At 72.0% G+C, this 13,368-nt stretch carries 11 protein-coding genes; all 11 read left to right on the top strand.

What is annotated here, in order from left to right:
• The first annotated feature begins 10 nt into the window (after window positions 1-10).
• The 11 genes from DEI88_RS06285 (at window position 11) to DEI88_RS06335 (ending at window position 13,329) form a co-directional block, all read left to right on the top strand.
• Window positions 11-1,591: a Mur ligase family protein gene (locus DEI88_RS06285; protein ID WP_111071767.1), complete on the top strand. Its 1,581-nt coding sequence runs from the start codon at window positions 11-13 to the stop codon at window positions 1,589-1,591.
• Window positions 1,588-3,054 (top strand): UDP-N-acetylmuramoyl-tripeptide--D-alanyl-D-alanine ligase, encoded by a 1,467-nt coding sequence (locus DEI88_RS06290; RefSeq protein ID WP_111036775.1) that lies wholly within the window; start codon window positions 1,588-1,590, stop codon window positions 3,052-3,054. Before DEI88_RS06285 ends, DEI88_RS06290 begins: the two co-directional genes overlap by 4 nt.
• Complete coding sequence (mraY, locus tag DEI88_RS06295) at window positions 3,051-4,157, top strand: phospho-N-acetylmuramoyl-pentapeptide-transferase (RefSeq protein WP_111008631.1); 1,107 nt, start codon at window positions 3,051-3,053, stop codon at window positions 4,155-4,157. The genes DEI88_RS06290 and mraY overlap by 4 nt, the downstream gene beginning before the upstream one ends.
• A complete protein-coding gene (murD, locus tag DEI88_RS06300) occupies window positions 4,154-5,716 on the top strand; it encodes a UDP-N-acetylmuramoyl-L-alanine--D-glutamate ligase (protein WP_111012628.1) in 1,563 nt (520 codons plus the stop codon). The genes mraY and murD overlap by 4 nt, the downstream gene beginning before the upstream one ends.
• A complete protein-coding gene (ftsW, locus tag DEI88_RS06305; protein ID WP_111008633.1) occupies window positions 5,661-6,992 on the top strand; it encodes a putative lipid II flippase FtsW in 1,332 nt (443 codons plus the stop codon). The genes murD and ftsW overlap by 56 nt, the downstream gene beginning before the upstream one ends.
• Window positions 6,989-8,089 carry a UDP-N-acetylglucosamine--N-acetylmuramyl-(pentapeptide) pyrophosphoryl-undecaprenol N-acetylglucosamine transferase gene (locus tag DEI88_RS06310; RefSeq protein WP_111071705.1) on the top strand — a complete coding sequence of 367 codons (1,101 nt, stop codon included), beginning with the start codon at window positions 6,989-6,991 and terminating at the stop codon, window positions 8,087-8,089. Before ftsW ends, DEI88_RS06310 begins: the two co-directional genes overlap by 4 nt.
• Window positions 8,086-9,519 (top strand): UDP-N-acetylmuramate--L-alanine ligase, encoded by a 1,434-nt coding sequence (murC, locus tag DEI88_RS06315; protein WP_111071706.1) that lies wholly within the window; start codon window positions 8,086-8,088, stop codon window positions 9,517-9,519. Before DEI88_RS06310 ends, murC begins: the two co-directional genes overlap by 4 nt.
• Entirely contained in the window at window positions 9,516-10,697 is a 1,182-nt protein-coding gene (locus DEI88_RS06320) for a cell division protein FtsQ/DivIB (RefSeq protein ID WP_111071707.1), read from the top strand. The genes murC and DEI88_RS06320 overlap by 4 nt, the downstream gene beginning before the upstream one ends.
• Before the next feature lie 172 nt (window positions 10,698-10,869).
• Window positions 10,870-12,027 (top strand): cell division protein FtsZ, encoded by a 1,158-nt coding sequence (gene ftsZ / locus DEI88_RS06325; RefSeq protein WP_111071708.1) that lies wholly within the window; start codon window positions 10,870-10,872, stop codon window positions 12,025-12,027.
• The gene (locus DEI88_RS06330; protein WP_258374977.1) at window positions 12,024-12,752 is read left to right on the top strand and encodes a YggS family pyridoxal phosphate-dependent enzyme; all 729 of its coding nucleotides are present in this window, start codon (window positions 12,024-12,026) and stop codon (window positions 12,750-12,752) included. The genes ftsZ and DEI88_RS06330 overlap by 4 nt, the downstream gene beginning before the upstream one ends.
• A 43-nt stretch (window positions 12,753-12,795) precedes the next feature.
• On the top strand, window positions 12,796-13,329 hold the full coding sequence (locus tag DEI88_RS06335; protein ID WP_111008639.1) for a cell division protein SepF: 534 nt from the start codon (window positions 12,796-12,798) through the stop codon (window positions 13,327-13,329).
• Window positions 13,330-13,368 lie beyond the last annotated feature (39 nt).

Here is a 13,368-nt window from a genome sequence, read left to right on the forward strand (position 1 = left end):
GAAGGAGCACGTGTCCGCTCGGATCCCTCCGGTCCTCCGTCCCGAACACCCGGCCGCACGCCCGCTCGCCGAACTCGTCAACGCGTTCGGCCTGCGCGTCGTCGGTTCGACGGACGGCATCGAGGTCACCGGCGTGACCCTCAGCGCCGCCGAGGTGCAGCCCGGGGACGTCTTCGTCGGCGTCCACGGAGCGCACCGTCACGGGGCCGAGTTCGCGGCTGACGCTGCCGAGCGTGGTGCCGTCGCGGTGATGACGGACGACGCCGGGGTGGCCCTGGCGGCACCGAGCGGTCTCCCCGTGATCGTCGTCGAGGACCCGCGCGCGGCGCTCGGAGACGTGTCCGCGTGGGTGTACCGCACGACGCAGGACGCCGAGGACCTGCCGCAGCTCTTCGCCGTGACCGGCACGAACGGCAAGACGAGCACCGCCTACCTGCTCGAGGCGGTCCTCGGGCAGCTCGGGCTCGTCACGGGACTCAGCTCGACCGCGGAGCGGCACATCGGGCAGCTCAGCGTGACGAGCCGCCTCACGACGCCGGAGGCGAGCGAGATGCACGCGCTCCTCGCCCGGATGCGTGAGAGCGAGGTGCGCGCGGTCGCCGTCGAGGTGAGCGCCCAGGCCCTCAGCCGACACCGGGTCGACGGCATCGTGTTCGACGTCGTCGCGTTCACGAACCTCAGCCACGACCACCTCGACGACTACGCCGACATGGAGGAGTACTTCCAGGCGAAGCTGCCCCTGTTCCAACCCGAACACGGGCGTCGGGGCGTCGTCTCGCTCGACTCGGAGTGGGGGGCGCGCGTGGTCGCCGAGTCCCGGATCCCGGTCACGACGATCACGGTCCGACCCGAGGTCGAGGCCGAGTGGCGCGTGGAGATCACCGAGGCCGCTGCCGCGTACACCGAGTTCCGGCTCACCGGCCCCGAGGGCCGGTCGTTGACCACCCGCGTCCCGCTCATCGGGTGGCACATGGCCGCGAACGCTGCACTGGCGATCGTCATGCTGGTCGAAGGCGGGTTCGAGCTCGGCGCCATCGAGCAGGCCCTCCGCCACGAGGACGGCACGAGCGGTATCGACGCGTACCTCCCCGGCCGCACCGAGCGGGTCTCCGGAGACGAGGGACCCAGCGTCTACGTCGACTTCGGGCACAGCCCCGACGCCTTCCTCAACACCCTCGCCGCGGTCCGGCAGTTCACGCCCGGCAAGGTGATCATGCTCTTCGGCGCGGACGGCGACCGGGACACGACGAAGCGGGCGGACATGGCCCGTGTGGCCGCGGCGGGCAGCGACGTGCTCGTCGTCACCGACCACCACCCGCGATTCGAGGACCCGGCGTCGATCCGCAAGACGCTCGTCGACGCCGCACGCGAGGCCTACCCGGACCACGAGCTGTACGAGGTCACGCCGCCCGAGGCCGCCATCCGGCACGCCGTGTCGCTCGCCGGCGAGGGCGACTCGATCCTCTGGGCGGGACCGGGACACCAGGACTACCGCGACATCCGCGGGGTCCGGACGGAGTACTCCGCCCGTGACGAAGCACGCGCCGCCCTCCGTGAGGCCGGCTGGACCCCGGGGGAGGCCCGCCGGTGATCGCGCTCACCCTCGCCGAGGTCGCCGCGGCGGTGGGCGGCGAACTCGTCGCCGGCGCGCCCGAGCGGGTCATCGAGGGCTCCGTTGAGACGGACTCCCGGCTCGTCGGGTCCGGGTCGGTGTTCTTCGCCCTCGCCGGCGAGACGACCGACGGCCACCTGTTCGTCCCCGCAGCGGTGTCGGCGGGGGCGGCGCTCGTGATCACCGAGCGCGTCACGGCGACCGAGGTGGCGGGCCGGCCGGACGCCGACGTCGCCCAGATCGTCGTCGCGGACGGCTACGCCGCGTTGGCCGCGCTCGCGCACGAGGTCGTCGCCCGGGTCCGCGCCGGCGGCCGCCTGCGGGTGGTGGGCATCACCGGCTCGAACGGCAAGACGAGCACCAAGAACATGCTGCGCACGATCCTGTCCCGGCACGGCGAGACCGTCGCACCCGAGGGCTCGTTCAACAACCACGTCGGCGCGCCGATCTCGATGCTGCGACTCACGCACGACACGCGGTTCCTCGTCGTCGAGATGGGCGCGAGCGGTGTCGGGCACATCGCGAAGCTCGTCCGCATCGCCGAGCCGGACGTCGGGGTCGTCCTCAAGGTCGGACTCGCGCACGCGGGCGAGTTCGGCGGGATCGAGGCGACCCAGCGCGCGAAGTCCGAGATGGTGACCGACCTGCCGTCGACCGCGACCGCCGTGCTCAACATCGACGACGACCGCGTTGCCTCGATGCGCGCGCTGACAGCCGCGCGGGTCGTCGGCTTCGGCACCTCCCCGGACGCCGCGTACCGCATCGGGGACCTGACGAGCGACCGGCACGGCACCGCGTTCACGCTGACCCGTCGGAGCACGGACGCGTCGGCGGTGCCGGGAGGCCCGACCCAGGCCGAGGAGACCGTCAGCGTCCGCCTCGCCATCCTCGGCGAGCACCACGCCATGAACGCCACGGCCGCGCTCGCGGTCGCCGCCGAGTGGGGTGTCCCGCTCGCCGACGGTGCCGAGGCGCTCGCCACGATGACGCGCGCCGAGCGGTGGCGGATGGAGCTCCTCCACGGCGGCCCGGAGGGCGTCACGGTCGTGAACGACGCGTACAACGCCTCGCCGGACTCGATGGCCGCCGCGCTCCGGACGCTCGCGCAGATCGCCCGTCCGGGCGAGCGCACCGTCGCGGTGCTCGGCGAGATGGCCGAGCTCGGCGAGTACTCCGTCGAGGAGCACGACCGCGTCGGACGGCTCGTCGTCCGCCTCGGCATCGGGCAGCTCCTGGTCGTCGGGCCCGGAGCGCTCCCCATCCACCAGGCCGCCTCCCTCGAGGGATCGTGGGACGGCGAGTCGGTCTACGTCGAGGACGCCGAGGACGCCGTCCGTACCCTGCAGGACATGCTCCGCCCCGGCGACGTCGTCCTGGTCAAGTCCTCGAAGTCCGCCGGTCTCCGACACCTCGGTGACCGCATCGGAGGTGTTCCGGCATGATCGCACTGCTCATCGCCGCGGCGGTGTCGCTCGTGTTCACGTTGCTGCTCACCCCGCTGTTCATCAAGCTCTTCCACCGACTCGGGTGGGGGCAGTTCATCCGCGACGACGGTCCGCAGTCCCACCACACCAAGCGCGGGACGGCCACCATGGGCGGGATCGTCCTGATCCTCGGGTCCGTCATCGGGTACTTCGTGGGGCACCTCGCCGGCCGCGACACCGTGACCCTGTCCGGGATGCTCGTGCTGTTCCTCATGGTGGGGCTCGGCGTGGTCGGGTTCGTGGACGACTTCCTCAAGGTGCGTCGGCAGCGGAGCCTCGGGCTCGGCGGCTGGGCGAAGGTGCTGGGGCAGGTCATCGTGGGCGTGATCTTCGCGACGGTCGCCCTCGTCGTGCCGAACGCGCACGGGCAGTACCCGGCGTCCAAGATGATCTCGGCCGTACGGGACATCCCGTGGCTCGACTTCATGGCCCTCGGCACCGTCATCGGGACCGTGCTCTACCTCGCGTGGATCGTGTTCCTCACGGTGTCCACGTCCAACGGTGTCAACGTCGCCGACGGGCTGGACGGGCTGGCGACCGGGTCGAGCATCCTCGCGATCGCGTCCTACATCTTCATCGGCTTCTGGCAGTACAACCAGGAGTGCGGCGGAGCGCGACTCGACGACAGCGTCGTGCACGCGTGTTACCGGGTGACGAACCCGCTCGACCTGGCGGTCGTGGCCGCGTCGATCTGCGGCGGGCTCATCGGGTTCCTCTGGTACAACACGTCGCCGGCGCAGATCTTCCTCGGTGACACGGGCTCGCTCGGCCTCGGGGGCGCCCTCGCCGCGCTCGCGATCCTCAGCCGGACGGAGCTGCTGCTCGTCCTCATCGGCGGCCTGTTCTTCATCGTCACCGGCTCGGTCATCCTGCAGCGGGCCTACTTCAAGATCACCCACGGCAAGCGCATCTTCCTGATGAGTCCGCTGCACCACCACTTCGAGCTCAAGGGCTGGGCCGAGGTCACGGTCGTGGTGCGGTTCTGGATCATCGCCGGACTCTGTGTCGCCGCCGGCGTCGGGCTGTTCTACCTCGAGTGGATCACGAGAGCCAACGCATGACAGGACCCACCCGGGCCTCCCGGCTCGACGGTCTGACCAGCTGGCACGCCACCGGATGGCGTGGGCTCCGCGTGGCGGTGCTCGGGCTCGGTGCCACCGGGTTCTCGGTCGCCGACACCCTCGTCGAACTCGGCAGCGAGGTCACCGTGTGGTCCGAGGACGCCCCGGAGGACCGCGTCGAGCTGCTCGGTGTGATCGGCGCCCGGTTCGTGCGGACCTCCCTGGCGACCGTGCCGGACGAGCTCGTCGTCGCCGCCCCGGACCTCGTCGTCGCGTCGCCCGGGTTGCCGCCGTCGAACCCGACGCTCGCCTGGGCCGTCGAGCACAGCACGGTCTGGGGCGACATCGAACTCGCCTGGCGCGTCCGCGACAAGGTGGTGCGTCCGAGCGGACCCGCGCCGTGGGTGCTCATCACCGGGACGAACGGCAAGACGACCACGACGCAGCTCACCCAGGCGATGTACGCGGCCGGGGGCTGGCGTGCCGCGGCCTGCGGCAACATCGGCGTCCCCGTGCTCGACGTCGTCCGCGACCCGGACGGGTACGACGTGCTGGTCGTCGAGCTCTCGAGCCACCAGCTGCACAGCATGCCGACGACCGGACCGGGCGCCGTCGTGCCCCTCGCGTCCACGTGCCTCAACCTCGCCGACGACCACCTCGAGTGGCACGGATCCGCCGCGGCCTACCGGGACGCCAAGGCGAAGGTCTACGCGAACACCGTCGTCGCGTGCGTCTACAACGTCGTCGACGAGGCCACGCGGCGCATGGTCGAGGACGCCGACGTCGTCGAGGGGTGCCGTGCCGTCGGGTTCACCGCGGGCGTCCCGGCGCCGGGCGACGTCGGGGTGGTCGAGGACGTGCTGTGCGACCGTGCGTTCCTCGACGACCGGCGGAACGCCGCGCTCGAACTGGCCGCGCAGGCGGACCTCGAGCTCGCCGGCCTCGCGTCGCCGCACATGACGATGAACGTGCTCGCGGCGGCGGCGCTCGCCCGCGCCGGTGGTGTCACGCCCGCCGACATCCGTCAGGCGGTCCGGGGGTTCCGTCCCGACCACCACCGCACGGAGCTCGTGGCGGTCGCCGACGGCGTGCGCTGGGTCGACGACTCCAAGGCGACGAACCCCCACGCTGCAACGGCGTCCCTCGCGGCCTTCGAGGACGTGGTGTGGATCGTCGGCGGCCTGTTCAAGGGCGTCGACGTCGACGACCTCGTGGCCCGGTTCGGACCCGAGGTGCGTGCGGCCGTCGTGATCGGGACGGACCGCGCACCGGTGCTCGCGGCATTCGCACGACACGCGCCCGATGTGCCCCTCGTCGAGGTCCTCGCATCGGACACTGAGCAGGTCATGCCCGAGGCGGTCCGGCATGCCGCCGCGGTCGCACGACCCGGCGACACGGTCCTCCTCGCCCCGGCTGCCGCGTCGTTCGACCAGTTCGGCTCCTACGCGGACCGGGGGCGCCGATTCGCGGCGGCCGTCCACGAGCACCTGGGAGGAGACGCCGATGGCGAACCCGCCGACGACCGTCCGCACGGGGACGACCCGGACCGGGGGCGGTGACCGGTCTGCCGGTGCGGCCGCTCGACGCGCGAACGGGGCCGTGGTCGCGGTCCGCCAGCTGTTCGTCGCCGAGACGGGCGCGTTCTACACGATCCTCGGGGTGACCCTGTTCCTCGTCGTGTTCGGCGTGGTCATGGTCCTGTCCTCGTCGAGCGTCGAGCAGTACGCGGCCACGAAGGACTTCTTCGGGGCCTTCACGCGACAGGGCATGTACGCCGTGATCGGCGTCCCGCTCATGCTCGTCGCATCGCGGCTGTCGGTGCGCTTCTGGCGGAAGTGGGCGATGCGGATCGTCGTCGCGGGCCTGGTCGTGCAGGCGCTCGTCGTGCTCACACCGCTCGGGTACTCGATCCAGGGCAACCGGAACTGGATCCGGATCGGCTCCTTCACCGCGCAGCCGTCCGAGATCCTCAAGCTCGCCCTCGCGCTCGGCATCGGTGCGATCATCTACGCCAAGCGGGACAAGCTCGACGACTGGCGCGAGGTCTTCATCCCCGTGGGGCTCGCGGCGCTCGGCTCGATCGGGCTCGTCCTCGTCGGCAAGGACCTCGGGACCGCGATCATCATGATGCTGCTCGTGTTCGGTGCGCTGTTCATCGGCGGCGCCCGCCTGCGGCACCTCGGGGTGGGCGTGCTCGCGATCGCGGTGGTCGTCCCGTTCCTCACGATGTCGTCGAGTTCGCGGTCGTCCCGGATCAGCGCCTGGCTGTCGGGCTGCACGAACTCGAACCAGTACCAGGACCTCTGCTGGCAGCCCGTGCACGGCATGTGGGCGCTCGCGTCCGGCGGTGTGTTCGGTGTCGGCCTCGGCAACTCGAAGCTCAAGTGGTCGTGGCTGCCCGAGGCGGACAACGACTTCATCTTCGCGATCATCGGCGAGGAGCTCGGGCTCATCGGCGCGATCGTCGTGCTCGTCCTCTTCGTGGTCCTCGCGATCGGGTTCGTCAAGGTGATCCGGACCTCCCGCGACCCGTTCGTGCGGACGGTGACCGGCGCGGTGATGGTGTGGATCGTCGGGCAGGCACTCGTCAACATCGCCGTGGTGCTCGGCCTCCTGCCCGTGCTCGGCGTGCCGTTGCCGTTGATATCCGCGGGTGGCTCGGCGCTCATCATGACGCTCGTCGCGATCGGCGTCGTCCTGTCCTTCGCCCGCGTCGCTCCGGACGCCGACACCGCAGTACCCGTGGACGGGCACCTCGTCGCGGCGCAGCGATCCGCGGCGGCCGCGGCGGCGCGTGCCGGCCGGGTCGCGAACCCCGGACGGGGTGCTCGGTGAGCCGCTTCCTCTTCGCGGGCGGAGGCACGGCGGGGCACGTCAACCCGCTCCTCGCCGTCGCCGACCGGCTGCGCGAGCGTCGTCCGGACGACGACGTGCTCGTGCTCGGCACGGCCGAGGGCCTGGAGGCGCGGCTCGTCCCCCTGCGCGGCTACGAGTTGGCGACCATCCCGCGCCTGCCGTTCCCGCGCCGTCCGAACGCGGCGGCTGTCCGGTTCCCGGGCGCCTTCCGGCGCACCGTGGCCCACACCGAGGCCCTGATCCGGGATCGCGGCATCGACGTCGTGTTCGGCGTCGGCGGGTACGCCGCCGCGCCGGCCTACATCGCCGCACGGCGGACGGGCGTCCCGCTCGTGGTGCACGAGGCGAACGCCCGTGCGGGGCTCGCCAACCGCCTCGCCGCGCGCTTCACCGACCACGTCGGCACCACGTTCTCGAACACGCGCCTCCCGCACGCCCGCCTCGTCGGCATGCCGCTCCGGCGCGAGATCGAGACGCTCGACCGACGCGCCGCCCGCGCCGAGGGGCTGGCCGCGTTCGGTCTCGACCCCGCGCGCCCGGTGCTGCTCGTGACCGGCGGCTCCTCGGGCGCGCGACGGATCAACGAGACCGTCCACCGCGCCGCGGCCGCCGTGCTCGGGGTGGGCTGGCAGATCCTGCACATCGTGGGCGCGAAGTCCGACATCGGCCCCTCGTCGCTCGAGGGGTACCACGTCCTGCCGTACTGCGACCGCATGGACCTCGCCATGGCCGCCGCGGATTTCGTGGTCTCCCGATCGGGCGCGGGGATGGTCTGCGAACTCACCGCCGTCGGCCTGCCGAGCGTGCTCGTGCCGTATCCTGTCGGCAACGGCGAGCAGCGGCTGAACGCCCGCGACGTCGTCGAGGCCGGCGGCGCGGTCCTGGTGGCGGACGAGGCGTTCCTGCCCGAGTGGGTGACGTTCGACCTGCTCGGGATCCTCCAGGACCGGGCGCGGATCGCGGACATGGCGGTGCGCGCGGGCAGCGTCGGACACCGCGACGGCGCCGATCGCATGACGGACCTCGTGATCGACGCGCTCCGAGGGCGCGACGCGGGACGGACGGAGGAACCATGACCATCAAGCCCGACCTGTCGCAACCGATCCCCGACGACTTCGGCACCGTGCACTTCATCGGCATCGGCGGTTCCGGCATGAGCGGCATCGCACGGATGTTCCTCGCCGCCGGGCACCGGGTCACCGGGTCGGACTCCCGGGAGTCCGCGACGACGGGACGCATGCGCGAACTCGGTGCCGACGTCCGCATCGGCCACGACGCCGCGAACGTCGGTGACGCCGACACGGTCGTCGTCACGAGTGCGTTGTGGCCCGACAACCCGGAACTCCTGGAGGCCCGGCGTCGCGGTCTGCCGGTCATGCACCGCTCGCAGGCCCTCGCAGCGCTCATCGCGGGCCGGCGGCTCGTCGCGGTCGCGGGCGCGCACGGCAAGACGACGTCGACCGGCATGATCGTCACGGCCCTGGTGGAGCTCGGCCTCGACCCGAACTTCGTCAACGGCGGCGTCATCCAGTCCCTCGGTGTCAGCTCGGGCAGCGGTGCGAGTGACACCTTCGTCGTCGAGGCGGACGAGTCCGACGGCTCGTTCCTGCTCTACGACGCCGCGATCGCCCTCGTCACCAACGTCGACGCCGACCACCTCGACCACTACGGCAGTGAGGACGCGTTCATCGACGCGTTCGTGACGTTCGCCTCGCGCGCGTCCGAGCGGGTGGTGATCTCGAGCGACGACGCCGGAGCGCGACGCGTCACGGCCGATGTCCGGGCGACCGCGCACGCACCGTCCATCGTCACGTTCGGTGAGGCCGACGACGCCGACGTCCGCGTGACCGATGTCGTCGAGACCGCGGGCGTGCAGGCCGTGGTCCACGTCGCGGGCGTCGCGCACCCCCTGGCGCTGCGGGTACCCGGGCGGCACAACGCGATCAACGCGGCGGGGGCCGTGGCCGTGCTCGTCGGCCTCGGGGTCGACGCGGCCGACGCCGTCCGTGGCGTCGAGGCCTTCGGGGGGACGGAGCGGCGGTTCGAACTGCACGGCACCGAGCGCGGCGTCCGCGTCTACGACGACTACGCGCACCACCCGACGGAGGTGGCGGTGGCACTGCGCGCCGCGAGGAGCGTCGTCGGCGAGGGCCGCGTCATCGCGATCCACCAGCCGCACCTGTACTCCCGCACCCGGCTCATGGCCGGGGACTTCGCCCGCGTCTACGAGGAGCTCGCGGACCACACGGTCGTGCTCGACGTGTACGGCGCCCGTGAGGACCCGGAGCCCGGGGTGACCGGAGCGCTCGTGCAGGAGCGGTTCACCGACCAGTCGCGCGTCGACTACCTGCCGGACTGGTCCGAGGCGGCGGCCCGTGCCGCCGACCTCGCCGAGGACGGCGACATCGTCATGACGCTGAGCTGTGGCGACGTCTACCGGATCATCCCGCAGGTGCTCGCCGACCTGCACGGCGGCCGAGTCGCGGCGGAGGCCCCGGCACGGTGAAGCGTCCCGAGGGGTTCGACCCGGGCTCGCTGCCCGTCCCGGAGCGTCCGGCGCCGCCGCGTGAGGACCGTGCCGCGTCGGACACGGACGCGAGCGCTCGCGGTGGTGCGACACCGGGTGGTGCGACACCGGGTGGTGCGACGCCGGGCCGTGCGCCGTCGGATGGTGCGCGGAGCCTCCTGACCGGTGCGACGGGTCAGCGGCTCGGCGCGGGCATCACCGCACTGGCCGGCCGGTTCCGTGCTCTGAGCCCGGACGAGGACTTCGTCGACCCCGTGGCGCAGGAGCGCGCCGCCGCGCGTGCCGCACGGGCCGCCGAGGCCGCCGAGGCCGCCGAGGCCGCCGAGGATCCGCACGTCGACCACGAGCGGCCGCTGGGCGCGGGCGTCCGCGCCGCCGAGACCGCTCGCGAGGCCCGCGCGGCCCGCCGCCGTCGTCGTCTGGTGGAGCGCCAGGAGGTCCGTCGGTTCACGCGGCGGAGCCGCCACCGGCGTGCAGCGTGGCTCACATCCGGCGCGGTGCTGCTCGTGCTCGTGCTGTCGGTCGTCGTGGCCGTGTACTCACCGCTCATGGCGCTCCGGACGATCGAGGTGCGGGGCACCGACCGGGTCGACCGGCAGCAGGTGCTCCACGCGGTGGACGGCCAGCTCGGCACGCCGCTCGCCCGGATCGACTTCGGTGCCATCAAGCGGCAGCTCGCCGGGTTCCCGCTCATCGCGAGCTACGTGACCGAGGAGGCTCCGCCGCACACGCTCGTCATCACGGTGACCGAACGCGAGCCGATCGTGGCGGTGAAGACCGGGTCCGGGTACGACCTCGTCGACCCCGCGGGCATCGTCGTCGAGTCCGACCCGAAACAGCCCGCCGGGATGCCGCTCGCGGCGGTGCAGCCGTCCCAGCTCGGCAGCACGGCCTTCCGGTCGATGACCGAGGTCGTGCTGGCGCTGCCCACCTCGGTGCGCTCGACGGTGACGCAGGTGACCGCGAGCACCTCGGACGACGTGACGCTCACCCTGCGCTCCGGTGCGAAGGTCGTCTGGGGGAGTCCCGACGACTCCGCCGCGAAGGCCCGGCTCCTCGCGGCACTGATGACGTCGCAGGCGCCCTCGGGCAAGGTGGAGTACGACGTCTCGGCGCCCGACAACGGGATCGTGCGGCAGCAGCGATCGGCGGGATGATGGGCGCACACGCCGATTCGCGGGTCGCTCCTGCGACACGCGGCGTGGCGTCGTCCCTCGTTCCGAGGGGCACCCCTAGCGTCGTCAGCAGTACCCATACCAGCAAAATTCCTGAACTTCAACCAGAGGTTGAGGCTTGCTCTCGGAGAGCACTACCGGAGGCCGGACCAACGTGACCACGAACCACAACTACCTCGCCGTCATCAAGGTGGTCGGCGTCGGCGGCGGCGGCGTGAACGCCGTCAACCGCATGATCGAACTGGGTCTCCGCGGTGTCGAGTTCATCGCGATCAACACGGACGCCCAGGCGCTCCTGCTCAGCGACGCCGACGTCAAGCTCGACGTCGGCCGCGAGATCACCCGTGGGCTCGGTGCTGGTGCCGACCCGGAGGTCGGCCGTCGCGCCGCCGAGGACCACGCGGAGGAGATCGAGGAGGCCCTCGCCGGCGCCGACATGGTGTTCGTCACCGCGGGTGAGGGCGGTGGCACCGGGACGGGCGGCGCGCCGGTCGTCGCGCGCATCGCGAAGTCGATCGGTGCGCTCACCATCGGTGTCGTCACGAAGCCGTTCGGGTTCGAGGGCAAGCGCCGTCAGGCGCAGGCCGAGAACGGCGTCGCCACGCTCAAGGACGAGGTCGACACGCTCATCGTCGTGCCGAACGACCGCCTGCTCGAGATCAGCGACCGCGGTATCAGCATGGTCGAGGCGTTCGCGACCGCCGACCAGGTGCTCCTGGCCGGTGTCCAGGGCATCACCGACCTCATCACGACCCCGGGGCTCATCAACCTCGACTTCGCCGACGTCAAGAGCGTCATGCAGGGGGCCGGGTCGGCACTCATGGGCATCGGTTCCTCACGCGGCGCGGACCGTGCGATCAAGGCCGCCGAGCTCGCGGTCGCGTCGCCCCTCCTGGAGGCCTCGATCGACGGTGCGCACGGCGTGCTGCTCTCGATCCAGGGTGGGTCGAACCTCGGCATCTTCGAGATCAACGACGCCGCCCGCCTGGTGCAGGAGGCCGTCCACCCCGAGGCGAACATCATCTTCGGTGCGGTCATCGACGACACCCTCGGCGACGAGGTCCGGGTCACGGTCATCGCCGCGGGCTTCGACGGCGGGGAGCCGTCCGGACAGCAGCAGCAGAAGGACCGCCGGTCGAGCTACGTCGACCCGGACACGACCGCCCCGGTCGCGGCGAGCCACGCGCACGACGAGACCGCTCCGGTCGCCTCCTGGGCGACGCAGGAGCACGAGCCGCCCGTGCAGCGCGCAGCCGACCCGGCGTTCGACGACGACGACGACGAGCTCGACGTCCCCGACTTCCTGAAGTGAGTCGGGTGGACGGGGCCGAGCCGCCCCTCCCGTCCGGGGAACCCGGTCTGGAGGAACGGCTCGGCTCCGTCCGCAACGGCATCGCCGACGCCGCGCGAGCCGCGGGGCGCGGCGTCGACGAGCTGACGCTCGTCGTCGTCACGAAGTACCACCCGGCTGCACTCGTCCGGTCCCTGGCCGCACTCGGCGTCACCGACGTGGGGGAGAACCGGCACCAGGAGGCGCAGGCCAAGGCGGCCGAGCTCGCCGACCTGTCGCTGCGCTGGCACTTCGTGGGCCAGCTCCAGAGCAAGAAGGCGCGGCAGGTCCGTCGCTACGCGGACGTCGTGCAGTCGCTCGACCGGGCCAGTGTCGTCGACGCGCTCGCACCGACGGAGGGCGAGCCGCACCCGCGGGTGATCGACGGCTTCGTCCAGGTGAACCTGACGATCGATCCCGCACGCGGTGGCGCTCAGCCGTCCGAGGTCGACGCACTCGTCGAGCAGGTGCTGGCATCCGGCGGCGTCCGCCTGCGCGGCGTCATGGCCGTCGCTCCGCTCGACGAGGAGCCCCGTCGGGCGTTCGCCCGGCTCCGCGCGATCTCCGAGCGCGTGCGTGCGGTGGCGCCGTCGGCGACCGCGATCTCCGCCGGCATGAGCGGCGACTACCCCGACGCCGTGCTCGAGGGCGCGACACACCTTCGGATCGGGACGGCAATCACCGGAAACCGCCCGGCTCCTCGTTAATCTCGCACTGGACACGCACGAGCACCCACCACCCGGAGGAACCATGGCCCACCCGCTGCGCAAGACGATGGTGTACCTCGGCCTCGCCGACGAGGACGTCGAGTACGACGAGCCGGCCGCCCAGGCCGCGCCCTCCCAGCCGACCGCGGTCGCGACCCAGCCCGCCGTCCAGGCGGCTCCGCCCGCGCCCACCCAGTCACCCGTCGCGTCCGTCGCGACCCAGAACCAGCAGCGCGCGCAGGTGACCCCGCTCCGACGCGCCCACGCACAGAAGGCGACCCCGGTCCAGGAAATGAACGAGATCCTCACCGTCCACCCCCGCGAGTACAAGGACGCGCAGTCCATCGCCGAGAGCTTCCGCGACGGCATCCCCGTGATCATCAACCTCACCCAGATGACCGAGGGCGACGCGCGTCGCATGATCGACTTCGCGAGTGGCCTGTCGCTCGGCCTCTACGGCAAGATCGAGCGCGTCACGAGCAAGGTGTTCCTCCTGTCGCCGGCGCACGTCGCGGTGAGCGGCGAGCCCGCTGAGGTAGAGTCCGACATCGAGGCGTCCTTCTTCGCCCAGTCCTGAGGACCGCTCCCCGCGCGTCCTCCGCCGGGTCCACACCGG

The organism is Curtobacterium sp. MCBD17_003 (assembly GCF_003234885.2).
In the GTDB taxonomy this organism is placed as follows: Bacteria; Actinomycetota; Actinomycetes; order Actinomycetales; family Microbacteriaceae; genus Curtobacterium.